Source organism: Neisseria sp. HMSC70E02 (assembly GCF_001838645.1).
In the GTDB taxonomy this organism is placed as follows: domain Bacteria; phylum Pseudomonadota; class Gammaproteobacteria; order Burkholderiales; family Neisseriaceae; genus Neisseria; species Neisseria macacae.
Genome location: NZ_KV838077.1, coordinates 9339 through 29017 on the forward strand (window position 1 = coordinate 9339; position 19679 = coordinate 29017).

Genomic DNA, 19679 nt, shown 5'->3' on the forward strand with positions numbered 1-19679 from the left:
CCGTACTGGTTTAAAGTTAATCCACTATATTTCCGTCAGGCAGGAAACTACTTCCAGTCCTGCACCCGCTTCAAGTCTTTCTGCGCCAGCGTGTCGGCGTGTTCGTTGCGGCTTTGGTATGCCCTGTTTTGCAAGATGCTGTTGGCAACGTAGTTTAAGTGTATTTTGGCGGCTTCGGCGGCATCGGCAGGGCGGCGTTCGAGTATGGCTTCGTAGATGGCGCGGTGTTGCGCAATCAGCTTGGGGCGCGGGTCTTCGGTTTGGTTGGAATAGATGATGCTGCTGCGCGTCTGGCGGTAGAGCATTTTGAGCAGGCCACCGGAGAGGTGGCTGAAGAGGATGTTGTGCGCGGCGTCGGCGATGGTTTGGTGAAAGCTCACGTCGGCTTCGCTTTGATGTTCCAGATTGCCGCTTTCGCAGGCGGATTCGAATTTTTGCCGCCAAAAATCAATCCGTTTCAAATCGGCATCGGTGCGCCGTTCGGCAGCCAACGATGCCATGCAGCCTTCGATGTGGCAGCTGAAATCGAAAACGTCGGTTTCCCAGTTGGAATGTTTGCCGAGCAATTCTTGCCAGCTTTGGAGGAAATCCTGCTGCGGTTTGACGGAAACGTAATAGCCGTCGCCCTGACGCGCTTCCAAAACCTGCCGCGCAATCAGGATGTTCAGCGCAACCCTGACCGACGGGCGCGATACGCCGAATTCTTCCGCCAACGTGCGCTCGGGCGGGATTTTGCCGCCTTCTTCGTAAATGCCCGCCGCGATGCGTTCCTCCAATATCGACAATATTTGGTCGCTGATTTTTTGCGGACGAACCAGTTTTGTCATTGTAATTCCCTCTTTTCCATCATGTTTTTTCTGCGAAGAAGACCCAAATCCGATAATGTGATGCGGCAGGCCGTCCGAAAGGGCAGCCTGCATCAAAATTGGCATGACCAAATTGGCATGACCAAGGTCGCCGTATTCTAATTAACCGCCCCGTATCCCGTCAATATGGCTTGTCCTACCCGTATGTGTTTTAAAACTACATCGGGCTACATTTTTACAATTCATATAATATTTTGTTTTATTTAAAATTAAATAACAAATTTGCGCCGATGCAGCCGGGTCGTCTGAAAAAATAATTGACCGCCATATTAAAGTTTCGTAAAGTGTCCTCCGTTCTCAAAATTGGTTTTACCAATTTAGGAAAATATATTAGAAAAATATTCGGAGATTTTCCCTATGGATACTTGGATTCAAAACTATACCGCAGTGGGCGGCAGCCTGTATTTGACGGCAGCCGTCGCCCTCCTGCCCATTATCTTTTTCTTCGTCGCACTGACCATCCTGAAGCTCAAGGGGTATCAGGCGGGGCTTTATACGCTGCTGATTGCGCTTGGCGTTGCCATATTAGGCTTCGGAATGCCTGCGGGCATGGCAGTTTCTTCCGCGCTGTACGGCTTTGCTTACGGTTTGTGGCCGATTGCATGGATTATCGTTACTGCCGTGTTCCTGTATAAAATTACCGTAAAAACAGGGCAGTTCGACATCATCCGCGCTTCCGTGATTTCGATTACCGAAGACCAACGCCTGCAAATGTTGCTGGTTGGCTTCTCCTTCGGCGCATTCCTCGAAGGCGCGGCAGGCTTCGGCGCGCCGGTGGCGATTACCGCCTCGTTGTTGGTGGGTTTGGGCTTTAATCCGCTCTACGCCGCCGGTTTGTGTTTGATTGCCAATACCGCGCCCGTGGCTTTCGGCGCGATGGGCATTCCAATCCTGGTTGCCGGTCAAGTGTCCAACCTCGACCCTTACCATATCGGTCAGGTTGCCGGCCGCCAACTGCCGATCCTGTCGATTATCGTTCCTTTCTGGTTGGTCGCCATGATGGACGGTATGCGCGGCATACGCCAAACTTGGCCTGCCGTATTGGTGGCGGGCGTATCTTTCGCCACTACCCAGTTCATTACCGCCAACTTCATCGGCCCCGAGTTGCCTGACGTTACCTCCGCACTGGTCAGCTTGGTCTGCCTGTCTGCCTTCCTGAAAAAATGGCAGCCTAAAGAAATCTTCACCTTCAACGGCATGAAAAAACCGTCCGAGCGCAAAGCGGGCGAATACACTGCCGGACAAATCATCAAAGCCTGGTCTCCTTTCGCCATCCTGACCGTTTTCGTCAGCGTGTGGACGATTAAGGGCGTTAAAGAGGCTTTGGGCGTTGCCACCATCAAATTCGACTGGCCGATGCTGCACAACTTAGTACAAAAAGCCGCGCCCATCGTCAGCGAACCGACACCATACGCTGCCGTGTTCAAAATCGACCTCCTCGGCGCAGTCGGCACGGCAATTCTGTTTGCTTCCATCGTTTCCGCCGCTTTGCTGAAAATGAAACCTTCCGAAGCCGTCAGCACTTTCTTTGAAACGCTCAAAGAACTGCGCCTGTCCATCCTGTCCATCGGCTTGGTACTCGGCTTCGCATTCGTGGCAAACTATTCAGGCCTGTCGTCCACGTTGGCACTCGTCCTCGCCGCTACCGGCACCGTGTTCCCGTTCTTCTCGCCGTTCCTCGGCTGGCTGGGCGTATTCCTGACCGGTTCGGACACCTCCGCCAACGCGCTCTTCGGTTCGCTGCAAGCCAGCACTGCGCATCAAATCAACGTCGTACCCGAACTGACCGTCGCAGCCAACACCACCGGCGGCGTGACCGGCAAAATGATTTCGCCGCAATCTATCGCCATCGCCTGCGCGGCAGTCGGTCTGGAAGGCAAAGAATCCAACCTGTTCCGCTTCACCGTGAAACACAGCTTGATTTTCTGTACCTTCGTCGGCCTGCTGACCCTGCTGCAAGCTTATGTCTTGCCGTGGACGCTGGTTTTCTTCAACAAATAAGCCAATCGGCTTGAAATGAAAAGGTCGTCTGAAATCCAATTTGGGTTTCAGACGACCTTTTTGTTGTTGTGGGCGTGATCGGGTTTACCGTCATTTCCGTTTCGTTTAAACAGTAGGGGAATGCGTGAATCGAAGATGGTTTAAGTTGGGTTGGATTTCAAACAGGAACGACGGCGGATAAGAAGGTCGTCTGAAAACGGCAAGGGCTTGCCTCGTTTTCAGACGACCTTTTGTCTGTGTGGCGAAACAGTAGAACAATCAGCTTTCGGATGTTTCCTGTTTCAAATCGACCAATCGTGTTCCCGCCAAGAAGTCGTATAAAAACTGCCGGTCTGGGTTCAGCAGGGCAAAGCCCCACGGCAGGATGAGCCAGATAAGGGCTGCACCGAAGGCAGGTATGGGCGGGACGGCGAGCAGGTGGCGCAGGCCGGCGTAGGCGAGCAGGGGGATGAAGACGACGAAGATACACGACCAAATAAAGCGGATGCGCAGTTGCGACAATGGCGGCAGCGTGCCGTTTCTGCCGTGCAGCCCGATTTTCCACGTCTGCATGGCGAGGGTGCGGCCGGTTTTCGTCCAGTTGGTTTTGAAGTAGAGCCACCAGCTGCCTACAAAGATAACGCAGGTAACCAAGCTGGAAAGGAGCTGGGAGACGGGGTTGAGGAAAATCGCGGCGATGCCGGCAAGGAGGGCGGCGATGGCGGTCACGGCGCCGGTCAGCAGCAATTCGTACATCAGGGCGGCAAGGCGGCGTTTGACGGGGGCGGGGGGAAGGGCGGTCATGGCGGTCTGCTCGGTAAAAAGGTCGTCTGAAAAACGGAATACTTGGTTCGGGCGAAACCGCCGCATCCGTTTTCAGACGACCTTTGTGTGGGAGGAATCAGCGGTGGGGGCGTTTTTGTCCGCGCGCCTGCTGGGCTGCCATCTGGTTCATTTCCTGACGGGTCGGGCGTTTTTTGAACATGGCGTGCGCTTCGTCAGCCGAACATTTTTGCGACAGGCAGACCAACGTTATCGCGTCTTTTTGGTGTTGTCCGCCGCTGTGGTACATACGGCGCAGGTTGGCTTCGTTGATGCGGCCTTTTTCGGGGTCGATGTCGAATTTTTTCAGGCGTTCGAGAAACTGGCGCTGCTGGCGGCGCGAAGTCCAGACAAAGCCGCCGGCGGCTGCGGCGACGATGATGACGGCAAGCAGGATGGCGAGCGGCCACGAATCGACGATTAAGACGATGATCAGGCTTAAAACGGCGGTGGTCAGCACGAGCAGGCCGCCGATGCGGAGTTTGGTTTGGTTGTCCATGAAGTTGCAGTTCCTTGTAAGGGTGGAAGGTCGTCTGAAAAGGGTGTGCGGCAGACGGGCAAGCGGCGGCGCATTTCTGAACGCGCCGAATGCTTGTCTAACCGCTGCATTGAGTGGTGGACGGATTTCAGACGACCTCAAATATCATAACTTTATGTTTAACGGTATTTTACAGTATTTTTGCCGTTTGGGCGCGTACAGAAGCGATGCGGCATACAAACTTTCACGCTTTTTGCACAGGCGCGCCCTTGCCGCGAAAAGCACCTATCCATGCCCAATGAAATTACACCGCCAACCCCGTTACCAACTGCTTGAACTCCGTCCACGCGTCGCCGTCTTCCGCGCCTTTGATGATGCGGTCGATTTTGGCGCAGGTTTTCAGCGCTTCGATCAGGCGGACGGCGGGAATGCGTTTGACGGCAATCGGCGCGAGGGTTTGTTTGTCGCCCCACAGGCGCAGGCTGTTGCGGACGGATTGTACGCTTTGTCCTTGTTTGAGCGCGGCGGTCAGACGGATGAGGGTGCGGATGTCTTCGGCAACCGCCCACAGCAGCAAGACAGGCTCTTCGCCTTCTTCTTCGAGTCCATTCAGAAGGCGGGCGACGCGCAGGGCATCGCCTTTCATCCATGCGCCGGAGAGTTGGAACACGTCGAAACGGGCGACGTTGGCGACGGCGGCTTCGGCATCGGCGATGTTGACGGTATGGTTTTGCGGGTGCAGCAGGGCGAGTTTGTCGATTTCTTGGCGGGCGGCGAGCAGGTTGCCTTCGACGCGTTCGGCAAACAGGGCGAGCGCGTCGGGTTCGATGTCGAGTCCGACTTTGTTCAGACGACCCTTTATCCACTGCGGCAGGGCTTGCGCGCTAATGGCTTTGGCTTCGAGTACGGTGCCTTTGGCGGCGAGCGCGGTGAACCATTTTGCCTGCGTTTGGGCTTTTTCGAGCTTGGGCAGCAGAATCAGGGTAACGGTGTCTTCGGGCAGGCGTTCGGCGAAGGTTTGCAGCGCGTCGCCGCCGGTTTTGCCGGGCTTGCCGTTTGGAATGTGGATTTCCAAAAGTTTCAAGTCGGCGAAAAGCCCCGCGCTGCCTGCGCTTTGCAGGAGTTCGTCCCAGTCGGCGCCGTTGTCCGCCGTAAAGACTTCGCGGTTGAGGTAGCCTTGTTTTTTGGCGGCGGCGCGCAGGGTGTCGAGGGCTTCGATGCGCAACAGGTCTTCTTCGCCGTGAATGATGTACAGCGGCGAAAGCGGCATATCCGCGCTTACCTGTTCGATATTCATGACCGCCATCAATACGCTTTCAGGAACGTCAGGCGGCGGACGATTTGGTCGGCGGCGTCGGCGCGCATTTCCGCCCAGATGGTTTCGCTTTCTTCCTGTTTGCCCAACACTTCACTGTCGTTGTAGTCCATCGTGCGGTTGACGAGGACGGTAATCGGTTCTCCCACAGGCTCGCCGTTGCGCATGGCTTGGGCTTCGACGCGCAGCGTCAGCAGGTATTCGTTGACCAGCGCGGCGCGGGTGATGGTGTAGATGTCCTGACGGGTTTCGATGCCCTTGATGTCCAACGTCATTTGCGCTTCGGCGGCGGAAACAGGTTTGCCGTCGGCGCGGCGCAGGGCGTTTTCCAAAGCCTTCTGCATCACGGAGGCGTTTTGGATGTGCCAAGCGGGATACGGCAGCGTGCGTGCGGTGCCGCCCATGCCTTTGAGGTGGAAGCCGCAGGCGGACAGAAGCAGCACGGCGGCGGTCATCAGGATTTTGTTCATTTCATTCTTTCGGTTGCGCGGGTATCGGGGAATTATAGCGGATAGTCGGGCGGTCGGGAAACGCGGCGGCGGAAGGGGATTTCAGACGACCCCTTGCCGTTTGTCGTTTGCCTGCCCGATGGGTACAATCCCAACGTCAGACAACAGGAGAAACATCATGCACCCCATCCGCGAACCCATCCGCAGCGGCCTGCTGCAAGTATCGGACATCTATCAAATCTACTGGGAAGAATCCGGCAACCCCGACGGACTGCCCGTCATCTTCCTGCACGGCGGCCCGGGCGCGGGCGCATCGCCTGCCTGCCGCGGCTTTTTCAATCCCGACGTGTTCCGCATCGTCATCATCGACCAGCGCGGCTGCGGCCGCTCGCTGCCTTACGCCTGCACCGATGACAACACGACTTGGGACTTGGTTGCCGACATCGAAAAAGTCCGCGAAATGCTGGGCATTCAAAAATGGCTGGTGTTCGGCGGCTCATGGGGCAGCACCTTGTCGCTGGCGTATGCCGAAACCCATCCCGAACGCGTTGCCGGACTTGTCTTGCGCGGGATATTCCTGTGCCGCCCGTCCGAAATGGCGTGGCTGGACGAAGCAGGCGGCGTCAGCCAGATTTATCCCGCGCAATGGCAGAAATTCCTCGCACCCGTCGCCGAAGAAAAACGCGGCGGCCTGATTGCGGCGTATCACGAAATGCTGTTCGGCGAAGACGAAGCAGGTCGTCTGAAAGCCGCCAAAGCCTGGGCAGACTGGGAAAGCTACCTGATCCGCTTCGAGCCGCAAGACGTCGATGAAGACGCCTACCAATCGCTCGCCATTGCCCGTTTGGAAAACCATTATTTCGTCAACGAAGGCTGGCTGAAGGGCGACAAAGCGATTTTGGCGAACACGGACAAAATCCGCCATATCCCGACCATCATCGTGCAAGGACGTTACGACTTATGCACCCCCATGCAAAGCGCGTGGGAACTTTCGCAGGCGCTCCCCGAAGCCGAACTGCGCGTGATTCAGGCGGGACACTCGTCGTTTGATCCGCCATTGGCGGCGGCGTTGGTGGAAGCGGTGGAAGATATGAGGGAACGCGCGGCGTGGTGAGACATAATTTGAAAGGATAAATTGATAAGGATAAATTGATGAAGAAGCTGTTTTTAATCGCATTGGGGTTGGTAAGTTTTGATGTTTATGCCAACTGCCCCGGCAGGTATTTTCCTGATACGGGCATCTGTCAGATACAAGGACATAACGGGGAGGTTGTCAACTACAATGTGCCGCCTCCCCAATCAGGCAACAGCACCCCGCCTCCTAAAAAAATCATCTACTACGACGTGAAAGTTCCTTCTAAATTTGGGGCTTTGGCTGTTAGTGTGAAAGCCGGGCATATTGCGGGTTCATTGAATCACAGTTCAAAAGAGGAAGCTCAACGAGAAGCAGTCAAACGTTGTCAGCAAGGCAGTCGCAATACGCCTTGCAAAGCCATCACATGGGTAAGAAACGGCTGTCTCGCAGCTGCAAAAGGAAAAGTGAAAAACAACCTGTTTATTTTAGCCGATGCGGCAGGTCCGCAAGGAGCTGTCGAACAGGAGGCTTTGCAAAAATGCAGAAACAGAGGGGCAACGGAATGCGAAATCATCATGCCCGAAGGCTGCTCCCTGCCTCAATTGCAATAATCAAATCCAGCAAAAAGGTCGTCTGAAAACAAGATTTCAGACGACCTTTTTGCTGCAAGCAATGTAATGCAGCCGTTCGGGCGGGGTTTTGCGTTGATGCCCGCTTATTCGTACTCGGGGTAGAGCGGCATGGTGCCGGCTTCTTCGAAGGTCGAGTGTGCTTTGACTTCTTGCAGGCGGCGGCTGATGCGGCGGGTGACGGCTTCGGCTTCGTTTTGGTGGTCTATGGTCAGTCCGGGGACGGTTTTGCCGAAAAGTTCGGCATCGAGCAGACGCTCGGCGTGGATGCCGGGGCGGTAGTTGTGTCTGACGGCGGGGTCGCGTTCTTCAAAGAGGTAGCCGACGACGCTGTCGCGGGTCAGTGCGATGCCGAGTGCGGCATCTTCGCCGCCGAAGATTCGGAAGAGTTCGTCTTGCGGAAAGCCGCCGCAGGCGAGAAAGATGCTGCGGCGGAATACGGTGTTGCCGCCGACGGTCATTTGCAGCCGTTCCCATGCGGTGGGGAATTGCGGGTGGTTGAGGTAGTGTTCGGGAAAGCCGATAGGGCGCAATTTGAGGCGGACCAGGCTGAGGTAGGAATAGGCTTCCAAGCCGAGGTAGGCAGCGTTGAGGACGTTGTTTTCATAGACGTCGTCGGCGTCGAGGAAGGCGATGAAGTCGGCTTGGCTTTGCATGGCGCCCCAGTTGCGGGCTTTGGCGGCGCCGCCGTTTTCGAGCATGTATTCGCAACGGACTTTCGGATGGATGGCGGCGAGGTCGCTCATGATAAGGCGTGTGTCGTCGATGGAGGCGTCGTCAATCAGCCAGACGTTTTCGACGGCGGGTTGGGAAACGGCGCTCTCGACAGCCGCTTGAAGGGTGGCGGCGGAGTTGTAGCAGGGGATGATGACGTCTAGTGTGGGTCTCATAATGTGATGCTTTAAGGGGTTGTTGTGTCAAACGGTGGGGAAAGGTCGTCTGAAAACGGTATATTGGGTTTTCAGACGACCTTTTGGTATTGCCTGATGCGGATTACAACACTTTCACGATGCTTTCGCACAGGTAGTCGATGTTGTCATCGGTAATGCCGGCGACGTTGATGCGGCCGGAGCGCACGGCGTAGATGGCGAATTCGTTTTTCAGGCGGTCGACTTGTTCGGGCGTGAGGCCGCTGAAGGAGAACATGCCGTTTTGTTCGATGATGAAATCGAAGTCTTGATTTGCGCCTTTGGCTTTGAGCAGCTCGACGAATTTTTGGCGCATGGCTTTGATGCGGCCGCGCATTTCGTCGAGTTCGGCAATCCATTGTGCTTTCAAATCCGCGTCTTTCAACACGAGGGCGATGGTGTTCGCGCCATGTGAGGCGGGGTTGGAGTAGAGGGTGCGGATGATGGTTTTGACTTGGCTGTGGGCGCGGGCGGCGGTTGCTTCGTCTTCTGCGACTAAGGTGAATGCGCCGACGCGTTCGTTATACATGCCGAAGTTTTTGGAATAGGAGCTGGCGATGAGCAATTCTTTGTTGTATTTCAGGAAGGTGCGCAAGCCGTATGCGTCTTCTTCGAGGCCGTTGCCGAAGCCTTGGTAGGCGAAGTCAAATAGGGGCAGCCAGCCTTTTTCGGCGGAGAGTTTGGCGAGGGTTTCCCATTGTTCGGGCGTGGGGTCGATACCGGTGGGGTTGTGGCAGCAGCCGTGCAACAGGACGACGTCGCCTTTTTGCGCTTGGCCGAGGTCTTCAATCATGCCGTCCCAATCTAGACCGTGTTTGGCGGCGTCGTAGTAGCGGTATGGCTTGTCTTGGATGCCGACGGCTTTAAAAATGGCGTTGTGGTTGGGCCATGTGGGGTTGGAAATCCAGACGGTTTGTGCGTTCAACTGGCGTTTGGCGAACTCGGCGGCAATACGCAATGCGCCTGTGCCGCCGAGGCTTTGGGCGGTTTTGGCACGGCGGCTGGCGACGATTTCGTGGTCTGCGCCGAAAAGAAGGATTTGGGTTTGCTCGTTGTAGTCGGCAACGCCGTCGATGGTGAGGTAGTTTTTGGTGGTCTCGCTCTCGAGCAGGCGTTTTTCGGCTTCTTTGACGGCTTTGACGATGGGGGTCGCGCCGGATGCGTCTTTATAAACGCCGATGCCGAGGTTGACTTTTTCGGGACGGGTTTCGGCTTTGAATGCTTCGCCCAAGCCTAAGATGGGGTCGGCGGGGGCGGCTTCGATGTGCTTGAAGAACATGGTTTCTCGCTTTGCAAAAAATGAAGGGACGGGATATTTCCTTTGGGATTTTACGCTGTTTCAGGTCGTCTGAAAATGAATGCGGCAGGTTTTGCGCAAATGGTTTACATCATGCCTTTGATACCGGCGAGGATGATGCCGTAGCGCAGGATTTTTCCGGTCAGGAGCATGAGTGCGGAGGTGTAGGGGTTGAGCCTGAGCCAGCCTGCGGCAATGGGCAGCGCGTCGCCGATAACGGGCAGCCAGGCAAACAAAAGGGGCAGGGTGCCCCAGCGTTGGAGCAGGCGCAGGGTTTTTTCAGACGACCTTTTCTTGGACGGAATCAGCCGTCCCATCCAATAGGAAACCATGCTGCCCAAGCCGTTTGCCAGTCCGGCGCACAACCACGCGCCGTATGCCTGTTCGGGATAGGTGTAGATAAACGCGGCGAAGGCGGCTTCGGACGTGCCGGGCAGGATGGTGGCGGAGGTAAAGGCGGAGGCGGCGAGTCCGAGATAGGCGTAAATGAGGGGCATGGCGGATAAGTTTGCGTCAGGTCAAAGGTCGTCTGAAATAAGATTTTAAGTCGTTTGCGGGTAGGTTAATTGTAAAATTCAGACGGATTCTGTCTATAAAAATGCGTTATCGGACAGAATCTTGCTGAAACTCTATGTAGTCGGCGCATTTCCAGTGTTTGCAAGAATGGCAAAAGCCAGTATGATTCGGCCCGTTATTAACAGATATTAACTGTTTGTACGGTCAATTCCAATAAATCGAAAGGCAAATCATGTCTACGCCATCACAACAAAACCATAATTCCGCGCTGGTCGTCCTGACCGCGCTCTTCTTCATGATGGGTTTCATTACCTGCATGAACGACATCTTGATTCCGCATCTGCAAAAAATTTTCACGCTAACTAATTTTCAGGCGATGCTGGTTCAGTTCTGCTTCTTTACCGCCTATGCCATCATGTCGATTCCGATGGGGCATCTCGTCGGTAAAATCGGCTATAAAAACGGCGTCATCGGCGGCTTCTTGCTGACCGCCGTCGGATGCTTGTTGTTTTATCCTGCCGCAGACAGCCAATCTTACCCGACTTTCTTGGGCGCGCTCTTCATTCTTGCTTCGGGTGTCACCCTGTTGCAGGTTGCGGGTAATCCGTATGTGACCCTGCTGGCGAAACCGGGCAAAGAATCCGCTACGCTGACTTTGGTGCAGGCATTCAATTCATTGGGTACGACTATTGCTCCGATAATCGGTGCACATTTCATTTTGGCAGATGCGGCTCAGAAAGCCAGCAAAGCCGAGCAAATCGCCTCCGTCCAAATCCCTTATTTGGGTTTGGCGGGATTGTTGATCCTCCTCGCCGTTTTCGTAAAAATGATCCGTCTGCCCGATGCGCGCAAAATTGCCGTTGAGGAAAGCGAACACAATCACGACGGCAAAACCAGTGTGTGGCAATACAAACACCTTATTCTCGGTGTGGTCGGCATTTTCTGCTACGTTGGCGCGGAAGTATCCATCGGCTCTTTCATGGTCAATATTTTGGGCTTCCTGAAAGGATTGAGCCATGCCGAAGGTGCAAAACTGCTGTCGTACTACTGGGGCGGTGCCATGGTCGGACGCTTCCTCGGTTCGGCAGTGATGGCTCGAGTCGCGCCGAACCGCTACCTTGCCTTTAATGCCTCAGTTGCCACTGCCTTGCTTGTCATTGCCATCATGGTTGGTAAAGGTAATGCCGACATCGCCATGTGGGCGTTGATTGCCATCGGTTTTTTCAACTCCATCATGTTCCCGACCATCTTCTCGCTGGCGACCAAAAACCTCGGCAAATTTACCAATTCTGCTTCGGGTATTCTTTGTACCGCCATCGTTGGCGGCGCGCTGATTCCTGTTTTGCAAGGTAAGATTGCTGATGATTTCGGTATGATGATTTCTTATGTTGCACCTGCCGTGTGCTACCTCTACATCGTCTTCTTTGCCCTCAAGGGTTATAAAGCCGACGATTAAGCATGGTTTGAACAGAAGGTCGTCTGAAAACTTGGAAATCAGGTTTTCAGACGACCTTTTTGCTTTGCGGCGGACTTGTAAACCTGATCCGTTCAAACCGAGGTCGTCTGAAAATACGGCAACAGATTTTAACCGGAGCTTAAGCCCGTTTTCAAAAGACAAAATGCGTCCGCAATACGGTCTGACTGACTTATGGCATAATGCTAGCGGCAAAAATACAGGAGGTCTTCATGTCGAAAATCATCTTATTACACGGACTGCATATGCACTCTTGGGTGATGAAACCTTTAGCGGATATGCTGGAAAAGCAAGGCTTTGACGTTGCCCTGTTCGGTTATTACAGCGTCTGGCACACCATGCCGCAGCACACGCAGGCGTTGGCAGAGTTTGTCGAAAAACACGATACGGGCGAGCCTCTGCATTTTGCCGGACACAGTCTGGGCGGGCTGGTGTTACGCCACTTTGCCACCACCCATCCCGAAAAAATCACCGGCCGCATCGTTACCTTCGGCACGCCCCACCAAGGCAGCAGGGCGGCGCAAAGGGTGTTCCGGCTTGGATTGAAAACCCCCGTACTCGGTGGCGCTTATCGCGATGCGCTCGACGGCGGCACACCCGATTTGCCCGAACATATCGAACTGGGCAGCATCGCCGGCAACAAGCCGCTCGGGCTGGGGCGCGTATTGGGTTTGCACGGCGAACACGACGGTACGGTTTTGGTCAGCGAAACCCGCTGTCCGAATATGCGCGACCACGTTATCTTGCCCGTCAGCCACAGCGGTATGCTGTTTAAACACATTACCGCCGAGCAAACCGCAACATTTTTGCGTGAAGGGCAGTTTAATCATGATAAAAAGAAATAATACGGCTTTATTTTGAAAATAAGGATATTTTGTTTCAAAAAATCAAATTTAAAACCATATCGCATCAACTAAAATCCGTTATTACATTCATAAAAAATCACGGGGTCGTCTGAAAAGCGGTTTTTCAGACGACCCCGTGTGCTAAACTTCGTTAAATACACACAAAACAGGCAAAGCAATATGTTTGCATTCAAATCACTGCTCGATATGCCGCGCAAAGAAGCCCTTGCCGTCGTCGTGGCGTTAATCGGGGCGATGGGTTACACCATCATTTCGCTGGGCTGGCTGCCCCATATGTCCATCATCGCCGCCATTACCGTCCTCATCCTCTACGGCCTCGCGCGCGGGTTGAAATATAACGACATGCAAAAAGGCATGGTCGGCGCGGTGGGGCAGGGCATGGGCGCGATTTACCTGTTTTTCTTCATCGGACTGATGGTCAGCGCGCTGATGATGAGCGGCGCGATTCCGACGCTGATGTATTACGGTTTCGGGCTGATTTCCCCCACTTATTTCTATTTCTCCGCCTTTGCGCTCTGTTCCGTCATCGGCGTGTCCATCGGCAGCAGTTTGACCACTTGCGCCACCGTCGGCGTTGCCTTTATGGGCATGGCGGCGGCGTTTCATGCCGATTTGGCGATGACGGCGGGCGCGATTGTGTCCGGCGCGTTCTTCGGCGACAAAATGTCCCCGCTCTCCGATACCACGGGCATTTCCGCCTCCATCGTCGGCATTGATTTGTTCGAACACATCAAAAACATGATGTACACCACCATTCCCGCGTGGCTCATCAGCGCAGCATTGATGCTGTGGCTCTTGCCCAATGTTGCCGCCCACGATTTGAACAGCGTCGAATCCTTCCGCAGCCAGCTCGAAGCGACGGGCTTGGTACACGGCTATTCGCTGGTTCCGTTTGCGCTGTTGGTCGTGCTGGCGCTGTTGCGCATCAACGCCGTCGTCGCCATGCTCTTCACCATCCTTGCCGCGCTTGCGGTAACTTATTTCCACAGCACGCCCGACTTGAACCAGCTCGGCACATGGTTTTACGGTGGCTACAAACTCGAAGGCGAAGCGTTTCAAGACATCGCCAAACTCATTTCGCGCGGCGGTTTGGAAAGCATGTTCTTCACGCAAACCATCGTGATTCTCGGCATGAGTTTGGGCGGATTATTGTTTACGCTCGGCGTGATTCCGTCGCTGCTTGACGCCATCCGCGCGTTCCTGACTACCGCCGGACGTGCCACCTTCAGCGTTGCCGCCACGTCGGTCGGCGTCAATTTCCTCATCGGCGAACAATATTTGAGTATTTTGCTTTCCGGCGAAACCTTCAAACCCGTGTACGACAAACTTGGTCTGCATTCGCGCAACCTTTCGCGCACGCTGGAAGACGCGGGTACGGTCATCAATCCGCTTGTGCCGTGGAGCGTCTGCGGCGTGTTCATCAGCCACGCCCTCGGCGTGCCCGTTTGGGAATACCTGCCTTACGCCTTTTTCTGCTATTTGAGCCTGATTTTGACGCTGCTGTTCGGCTGGACAGGTCTGACGTTGAGCAAGAAAGAAACCGCGTAAAGCGGCGGGATAGAAAGGTCGTCTGAAAACCTTCAGCATCGGTTTTCAGACGACCTTTTGCGTTATAATCGGGCAAACGATAAAGACACACACCAATCCTACCCATACCCCCATGAACAAACAGATCCGCCAAGAAATTTTCGAGCGTTTCCGCGCTGCCAATCCCCATCCGACCACCGAGCTTCATTTCAATTCACCCTTCGAGCTTTTGATTGCCGTTTTGCTGTCGGCGCAGGCGACCGACGTGGGCGTGAATAAGGCGACGGCAAAGCTGTTTCCGGTTGCCAATACGCCGCAGGCGATGCTGGATTTGGGTTTGGACGGCGTGATGGAGTACACGAAAACCATCGGACTTTATAAAACCAAGTCCAAACACATCATGCAGACCTGCCGCATCCTGCTGGAAAAATACAACGGCGAAGTGCCAGAAGACCGCGAGGCTTTGGAATCGTTACCGGGCGTGGGGCGCAAGACGGCAAACGTGGTGTTGAACACGGCGTTCGGCCATCCCGTCATGGCGGTCGATACGCACATCTTCAGGGTGTCCAATCGCACCAAAATCGCGCCGGGCAAGGATGTGCGCGAGGTGGAAGACAAGCTGATGCGCTTTGTGCCGAAAGAATTTTTGATGGATGCGCACCATTGGCTGATTTTGCACGGACGCTACACCTGCAAAGCGCAGAAGCCGCAATGCGGGAAGTGCATCATTAATGATTTGTGCGAGTATGGCGCGAAGTTGATGTAAACATTGATAAATTGTAAACAATCAACAAAACAACCTTTCTATCAGGTTAAAATTTCTGACGGCATTTTTTTATTTAAAATGAAATGCTTGAAAAAATATGGGCAAAAGGTAAAATTCGACCTTATCGGGTTGGAAAACGAGAAAAGTTTCAGACGACCCCCGGTTTTTAAGATGCAAGAACACAATCCGTTATTCGGAAAAGGAAACGCGGTGCGCGAAAAAATTAACAAATACAGATACTTTGCTTTGGTAACGGCTTCTGCGCTGGCCTTGGGCGGCTGTGACAAGATCAGCAGTTTCTTCGGCGGCGGCAGTAAAAGCGAAGAATTCGTACAAAGAATCGAACCTTCCAAAGACGACGGCAGCGTCGGTATGCTGCTGCCCGATTTCGCACAATTGGTGCAAAACGAAGGTCAGGCGGTGGTCAATATCCAAGCCTCCCCTGCAGGGCGTGCCGCAGGCAGCGGGCAGTCTGAAGAGCAGGGCATGGATTTGAGCCAATTCCCTGACAACGACCCGTTTTACGAGTTTTTCAAACGCCTTGTCCCGAATATGCCCGATATGCCGGAAGACCAGTCTGCCGACGAGGATTTGAACTTCGGCTCCGGCTTCATCATCAGTAAAGACGGCTATATCCTGACCAATACCCACGTCGTCGCCGGCATGGGCAATATCAAAGTCCTGCTCAACGACAAACGCGAATACACCGCCAAGCTGATCGGTTCGGATACGCAATCCGATGTCGCGCTGCTGAAGATTGACGCTTCGGAAGAATTGCCTGTCGTCAAAATCGGCAATCCGAAAGATTTGAAACCGGGCGAGTGGGTTGCCGCCATCGGTGCGCCGTTCGGCTTTGACAACAGCGTTACTTCGGGCATCGTGTCCGCCAAAGGACGCAGCCTGCCGAACGAAAGCTACACGCCTTTCATCCAAACCGACGTTGCCATCAATCCGGGTAACTCCGGCGGCCCGCTGTTTAACCTGAAAGGTCAGGTAGTCGGCATCAACTCCCAAATTTACAGCCGAAGCGGCGGATTTATGGGCATTTCCTTCGCGATTCCGATTGATGTGGCGATGAATGTTGCCGAGCAGTTGAAAACCAGCGGTAAGGTTCAGCGCGGTCAGTTGGGTGTGATTATTCAGGAAGTATCTTACGATTTGGCGAAATCGTTCGGCTTGGACAAAGCCAGCGGCGCGTTGATTGCCAAAGTGATGCCGAACAGCCCTGCCATGCAGGCAGGATTGCAAGTGGGCGACATCGTCCGCAGCGTCAACGGCGAAGAAGTGCGCGTGTCCAGCGATTTGCCGGTTATGGTCGGCTCGATGCTGCCGGGTAAGGAAGTCACGCTGGAGGTATGGCGCAAAGGCGAGAAAATCAATGTGAAAGTCAAACTCGGCAGCATGGCGGAGCAGAACGAAACGTCTTCACGCGCTACCGAGCAGCCGCAGCAGGCAAATCCGGCAGACGGCTTTACCGTCGATAATACGGGACTGACCCTGCGCGTCGATGAAGGTGCAGGCAAAAGCCGCCTGATTGTTTCCCGCGTCAGCGGAGCGGCGGAACGTGCCGGACTCAAACGCGGCGACGAAATCCTCGCCGTCAGCCAAATCAGCGTCAACGACGAATCGAGCTTCCGCAGCGCGTTGGCAGGCGCGGGCAAAAATGTGCCGCTGCTGGTTCAGCGCGACGGCAATACGCTTTTCCTCGCCCTGACCCTGCAATAAGGTGCAACGCAAGCGCCATTCAATGATAGAATACCCGCCATCCTAAGGTGGCGGGTATTTTGTAATTTTAGCAACTGATTGATTTGTTTGTTTTTTGATGGTTTTGCTCTTTTGGCTTTGTCAACAATCGCATTCAAAGGTCGTCTGAAAACGTTCCGCTCCGATTGACTTCCTATTAATAAAAATATTATGCACCTGATTGATTATTCACATTCGTTTTTATCCGTCGTGCCGCCGTTTTTGGCATTGGCGCTTGCCGTCATCACCCGCCGCGTGCTGCTGTCTTTGGGCATCGGTATTTTGGTCGGCGTTGCCTTTTTGGTCGGCGGCAGCCCGATTGACGGACTGACACACCTGAAAGACATGGTGGTCGGACTGGCTTGGGCAGACGGCGATTGGTCGCTGGGAAAACCTAAAATCCTGATTTTCTTATTGCTGCTCGGTATTTTCACTTCTCTTTTAACCTTTTCGGGCAGTAATCAGGCGTTTGCCGATTGGGCGAAGCAACACATCAAAGGGCGGCGCGGCGCAAAAATGCTGACTGCCTGTCTCGTATTCGTTACCTTTATCGACGACTATTTCCACAGTCTCGCCGTCGGTGCGATTGCCCGTCCCGTTACCGACAAATTCAAAGTTTCCCGCGCCAAACTCGCGTATATCCTTGACTCTACCGCTGCGCCGATGTGCGTACTGATGCCGGTTTCAAGCTGGGGCGCATCGATTATCGCCACGCTGGCAGGTCTGCTCGTTACCTACCACATCACCGGATACACGCCGATGGGTGTGTTCGTCGCCATGAGCCTGATGAATTATTACGCCCTGTTCGCGCTGATCATGGTGTTTGTCGTCGCTTGGTTTTCTTTCGACATCGGCTCGATGGCGCGCCTTGAAAAAGCGGCATTGCAGGAAACCCATGACGAATCCGCCGGCTCTGACGGCCCTAAAGGCAGGGTTTACGCGCTGATTATCCCTGTTTTGGTGTTGATCGCATCCACCGTTTCCGCCATGATTTACACAGGCGCGCAGGCAAGCGAAACCTTCAGCATTTTGGGCGCGTTTGAAAATACCGATGTAAACACTTCGCTGGTGTTCGGCGGTACTTGCGGCGTACTCGCCGTCGTCCTCTGCACACTCGGCACCATCAAGGCCGCCGACTATCCCAAAGCCGTCCGTCAGGGCATATCTTCGATGTTCGGCGCGATTACCATCCTGATTCTTGCCTGGCTCATCAGCACCGTCGTCAGCGAAATGCACACCGGCGACTACCTCTCCACGCTGGTTGCAGACAACATCCATCCCGGCTTCCTGCCCGTCATCCTCTTCCTGCTTGCCAGCGTGATGGCGTTCGCCACAGGCACAAGCTGGGGCACGTTCGGCATTATGCTGCCGATTGCCGCCGCGATGGCGGTTAAAGTCGATGCCTCGTTGGTTATCCCGTGTATGTCCGCCGTGATGGCAGGCGCGGTGTGCGGCGACCACTGTTCGCCCATCTCCGACACCACCATCCTGTCCTCCACCGGTGCGCATTGCAACCACATCGACCACGTTACATCGCAACTGCCTTACGCCCTGACCGTCGCAGGCGCGGCAGCGGCAGGCTACCTCGTTTTGGGAATGACGCAATCGGCTTGGCTGGGCTTTTTCGCCACCGGCGTTGTCATGACCGCCCTCATCTTCATACTGAAAGACAAAAAAGGCAAAGCTGCTTGACGTGTTTTCCCGTTTTCAGACGACCTTCGATACTTTAAGGTCGTCTGAAAACATTTTAAGGAATCCAAAAATGAACGCTCCCCATTCCATCCCGCGCGGCCCCGTTATGGCAGACGTCGCCGCCTACTGTCTGACCGAAGAAGAAAAACAACGCCTGCTCGACCCGTCTATTGGCGGCGTCATCCTGTTCCGCCGCAACTTCGAAAACGTCGGGCAGCTCAAAGCCCTGGTTCAAGAAATCAAAGCACTGCGCACGCCCGAACTCATCATCGCCGTCGATCACGAAGGCGGCAGGGTGCAACGCTTCATCGAAGGCTTCACCCGACTGCCCGCCATGAACACTTTAGGGCAGATTTGGGACGCCGAAGGCGAAGCCGCCGCCAAAGAAAAAGCCGAGCAGGTCGGCTGGGTATTGGCGACGGAGCTGACCGCCTGCGGCATAGACCTCTCCTTTACGCCCGTCCTCGACCTCGATTGGGGGGCATGCCCCGTCATCGGCAACCGCAGTTTCCACCGAAACGCCGACACCGTAACCCAACTTGCCCTTGCCCTGCAAAAAGGTCTGAACCGGGGCGGCATGAAATCCTGCGGCAAACATTTCCCCGGACACGGATTCGTCGAAGGCGACAGCCATTTGGTGCAACCCGAAGACACGCGCAGCCTTGCCGAACTCGAAGCTGCCGACATGATTCCGTTCCGCGCCTTAAGCAGCGCAGGCATGGCGGCGGTCATGCCCGCCCACGTCGTTTATCCGCAAATTGACGGCAATCCCGCCGGTTTCTCTGAAAAATGGCTCAAACAAATCCTGCGCCAAGACATCGGATTTAAAGGCGTTATCTTTTCAGACGACCTCACGATGGAAGGCGCAGGCGCAGCGGGCGGCATCAAAGAACGTGCAAACGCTTCCTTTACGGCAGGCTGCGACATCGTCCTTGTCTGCAACCGTCCCGACCTCGTGGACGAACTGCGCGACGGCTTCCAAATCCCCGTCAATCCCGATTTGGCAAGCCGCTGGCAATACATGGCGAACACATTGGGCAAGGAAGCCGCCCAAGCCGTGATGCAAACGCCTGATTTCCAAGCCGCCCAAGCCATGACCGCGCAACTTGCCACGCCTAAAGACACCGCCGGCGGCGTGAAAGTCGGCGAAGCGTTTTAAAGGCGTTTGATTTAGAAAGTATGAAAGAAGGTCGTCTGAAAAGCTGAATTGGGCTTTTTCAGACGACCTTTTGTCCGTTTATAGTGGATTAACTTTAAACCAATACGGCGTTGCCTC

18 protein-coding genes are annotated in these 19679 nt (G+C 54.6%); 10 read left to right on the plus strand and 8 right to left on the minus strand.

Features of this window, described 5'->3' with window-relative positions; genetic code table 11:
• Positions 1-47: 47 nt before the first annotated feature.
• On the minus strand, positions 48-827 hold the full coding sequence (locus HMPREF3277_RS03550) for a FadR/GntR family transcriptional regulator (protein ID WP_036492635.1): 780 nt from the start codon (positions 825-827) through the stop codon (positions 48-50).
• Positions 828-1223: 396 nt separating this feature from the next.
• Here HMPREF3277_RS03550 and HMPREF3277_RS03555 point away from each other — a divergent pair, with 396 nt between their 5' ends.
• Positions 1224-2867 (plus strand): lactate permease LctP family transporter, encoded by a 1644-nt coding sequence (locus tag HMPREF3277_RS03555; RefSeq protein ID WP_070602179.1) that lies wholly within the window; start codon positions 1224-1226, stop codon positions 2865-2867.
• Between the two features lie 258 nt (positions 2868-3125).
• On the opposite strand, the gene HMPREF3277_RS03560 is transcribed toward HMPREF3277_RS03555, so the two are convergent.
• From HMPREF3277_RS03560 to lptE, 4 genes are all read right to left on the minus strand, one after another.
• Positions 3126-3650 carry an RDD family protein gene (locus tag HMPREF3277_RS03560; RefSeq protein ID WP_070870073.1) on the minus strand — a complete coding sequence of 175 codons (525 nt, stop codon included), beginning with the start codon at positions 3648-3650 and terminating at the stop codon, positions 3126-3128.
• Positions 3651-3747: 97 nt separating this feature from the next.
• Positions 3748-4167, minus strand: coding sequence for a hypothetical protein (locus tag HMPREF3277_RS03565; RefSeq protein WP_003767286.1), 420 nt, complete (start codon positions 4165-4167; stop codon positions 3748-3750).
• A 283-nt stretch (positions 4168-4450) separates the two neighbouring features.
• On the minus strand, positions 4451-5452 hold the full coding sequence (gene holA, locus HMPREF3277_RS03570; RefSeq protein ID WP_070870063.1) for a DNA polymerase III subunit delta: 1002 nt from the start codon (positions 5450-5452) through the stop codon (positions 4451-4453).
• Positions 5452-5931, minus strand: a complete 480-nt coding sequence (lptE, locus tag HMPREF3277_RS03575) for an LPS-assembly lipoprotein LptE (protein WP_070870064.1) — start codon at positions 5929-5931, stop codon at positions 5452-5454. Before lptE ends, holA begins: the two co-directional genes overlap by 1 nt.
• Positions 5932-6088: 157 nt before the next feature.
• On the opposite strand from lptE, the gene pip reads away from it, so the two are divergent.
• Positions 6089-7024 (plus strand): prolyl aminopeptidase, encoded by a 936-nt coding sequence (pip, locus tag HMPREF3277_RS03580; RefSeq protein ID WP_070870065.1) that lies wholly within the window; start codon positions 6089-6091, stop codon positions 7022-7024.
• Between the two features lie 38 nt (positions 7025-7062).
• On the plus strand, positions 7063-7596 hold the full coding sequence (locus tag HMPREF3277_RS03585; protein ID WP_070870066.1) for a DUF4189 domain-containing protein: 534 nt from the start codon (positions 7063-7065) through the stop codon (positions 7594-7596).
• Positions 7597-7700: 104 nt separating this feature from the next.
• Here HMPREF3277_RS03585 and HMPREF3277_RS03590 read toward each other — a convergent pair whose 3' ends face one another.
• From HMPREF3277_RS03590 to HMPREF3277_RS03600, 3 genes are all read right to left on the minus strand, one after another.
• On the minus strand, positions 7701-8504 hold the full coding sequence (locus HMPREF3277_RS03590; protein WP_049224528.1) for a glycosyltransferase family 2 protein: 804 nt from the start codon (positions 8502-8504) through the stop codon (positions 7701-7703).
• Positions 8505-8607: 103 nt separating this feature from the next.
• Positions 8608-9801 (minus strand): amino acid aminotransferase, encoded by a 1194-nt coding sequence (locus tag HMPREF3277_RS03595; RefSeq protein WP_070870067.1) that lies wholly within the window; start codon positions 9799-9801, stop codon positions 8608-8610.
• A 104-nt stretch (positions 9802-9905) separates the two neighbouring features.
• Positions 9906-10316, minus strand: a complete 411-nt coding sequence (locus HMPREF3277_RS03600) for a YqaA family protein (protein ID WP_060975330.1) — start codon at positions 10314-10316, stop codon at positions 9906-9908.
• Between the two features lie 251 nt (positions 10317-10567).
• On the opposite strand from HMPREF3277_RS03600, the gene HMPREF3277_RS03605 reads away from it, so the two are divergent.
• From HMPREF3277_RS03605 to nagZ, 7 genes are all read left to right on the plus strand, one after another.
• Complete coding sequence (locus HMPREF3277_RS03605) at positions 10568-11791, plus strand: sugar MFS transporter (protein ID WP_070870068.1); 1224 nt, start codon at positions 10568-10570, stop codon at positions 11789-11791.
• A 230-nt stretch (positions 11792-12021) separates the two neighbouring features.
• Positions 12022-12654 carry a serine aminopeptidase domain-containing protein gene (locus HMPREF3277_RS03610; protein ID WP_070870069.1) on the plus strand — a complete coding sequence of 211 codons (633 nt, stop codon included), beginning with the start codon at positions 12022-12024 and terminating at the stop codon, positions 12652-12654.
• A 180-nt stretch (positions 12655-12834) separates the two neighbouring features.
• Positions 12835-14223: a Na+/H+ antiporter NhaC gene (gene nhaC, locus HMPREF3277_RS03615; protein WP_070870070.1), complete on the plus strand. Its 1389-nt coding sequence runs from the start codon at positions 12835-12837 to the stop codon at positions 14221-14223.
• Between the two features lie 112 nt (positions 14224-14335).
• On the plus strand, positions 14336-14968 hold the full coding sequence (gene nth / locus HMPREF3277_RS03620; protein WP_003758214.1) for an endonuclease III: 633 nt from the start codon (positions 14336-14338) through the stop codon (positions 14966-14968).
• A gap of 171 nt (positions 14969-15139) precedes the next feature.
• Positions 15140-16693, plus strand: a complete 1554-nt coding sequence (locus HMPREF3277_RS03625; protein WP_070870071.1) for a DegQ family serine endoprotease — start codon at positions 15140-15142, stop codon at positions 16691-16693.
• Positions 16694-16882: 189 nt separating this feature from the next.
• Complete coding sequence (locus HMPREF3277_RS03630; RefSeq protein WP_003765874.1) at positions 16883-18403, plus strand: Na+/H+ antiporter NhaC family protein; 1521 nt, start codon at positions 16883-16885, stop codon at positions 18401-18403.
• 70 nt (positions 18404-18473) lie between these two features.
• On the plus strand, positions 18474-19562 hold the full coding sequence (nagZ, locus tag HMPREF3277_RS03635; protein ID WP_070870072.1) for a beta-N-acetylhexosaminidase: 1089 nt from the start codon (positions 18474-18476) through the stop codon (positions 19560-19562).
• The last annotated feature ends 117 nt before the right edge of the window (positions 19563-19679 follow it).

Excerpts from the sequence above, each read along its gene's own strand:
- HMPREF3277_RS03550 (WP_036492635.1), bottom strand. The coding sequence starts at position 827 with ATGACAAAACTGGTTCGTCCGCAAAAAATCAGCGACCAAATATTGTCG.
- HMPREF3277_RS03555 (WP_070602179.1), top strand. The coding sequence starts at position 1,224 with ATGGATACTTGGATTCAAAACTATACCGCAGTGGGCGGCAGCCTGTAT.
- HMPREF3277_RS03560 (WP_070870073.1), bottom strand. The coding sequence starts at position 3,650 with ATGACCGCCCTTCCCCCCGCCCCCGTCAAACGCCGCCTTGCCGCCCTG.
- HMPREF3277_RS03565 (WP_003767286.1), bottom strand. The coding sequence starts at position 4,167 with ATGGACAACCAAACCAAACTCCGCATCGGCGGCCTGCTCGTGCTGACC.
- holA (WP_070870063.1), bottom strand. The coding sequence starts at position 5,452 with ATGGCGGTCATGAATATCGAACAGGTAAGCGCGGATATGCCGCTTTCG.
- lptE (WP_070870064.1), bottom strand. The coding sequence starts at position 5,931 with ATGAACAAAATCCTGATGACCGCCGCCGTGCTGCTTCTGTCCGCCTGC.
- pip (WP_070870065.1), top strand. The coding sequence starts at position 6,089 with ATGCACCCCATCCGCGAACCCATCCGCAGCGGCCTGCTGCAAGTATCG.
- HMPREF3277_RS03585 (WP_070870066.1), top strand. The coding sequence starts at position 7,063 with ATGAAGAAGCTGTTTTTAATCGCATTGGGGTTGGTAAGTTTTGATGTT.
- HMPREF3277_RS03590 (WP_049224528.1), bottom strand. The coding sequence starts at position 8,504 with ATGAGACCCACACTAGACGTCATCATCCCCTGCTACAACTCCGCCGCC.
- HMPREF3277_RS03595 (WP_070870067.1), bottom strand. The coding sequence starts at position 9,801 with ATGTTCTTCAAGCACATCGAAGCCGCCCCCGCCGACCCCATCTTAGGC.
- HMPREF3277_RS03600 (WP_060975330.1), bottom strand. The coding sequence starts at position 10,316 with ATGCCCCTCATTTACGCCTATCTCGGACTCGCCGCCTCCGCCTTTACC.
- HMPREF3277_RS03605 (WP_070870068.1), top strand. The coding sequence starts at position 10,568 with ATGTCTACGCCATCACAACAAAACCATAATTCCGCGCTGGTCGTCCTG.
- HMPREF3277_RS03610 (WP_070870069.1), top strand. The coding sequence starts at position 12,022 with ATGTCGAAAATCATCTTATTACACGGACTGCATATGCACTCTTGGGTG.
- nhaC (WP_070870070.1), top strand. The coding sequence starts at position 12,835 with ATGTTTGCATTCAAATCACTGCTCGATATGCCGCGCAAAGAAGCCCTT.
- nth (WP_003758214.1), top strand. The coding sequence starts at position 14,336 with ATGAACAAACAGATCCGCCAAGAAATTTTCGAGCGTTTCCGCGCTGCC.
- HMPREF3277_RS03625 (WP_070870071.1), top strand. The coding sequence starts at position 15,140 with ATGCAAGAACACAATCCGTTATTCGGAAAAGGAAACGCGGTGCGCGAA.
- HMPREF3277_RS03630 (WP_003765874.1), top strand. The coding sequence starts at position 16,883 with ATGCACCTGATTGATTATTCACATTCGTTTTTATCCGTCGTGCCGCCG.
- nagZ (WP_070870072.1), top strand. The coding sequence starts at position 18,474 with ATGAACGCTCCCCATTCCATCCCGCGCGGCCCCGTTATGGCAGACGTC.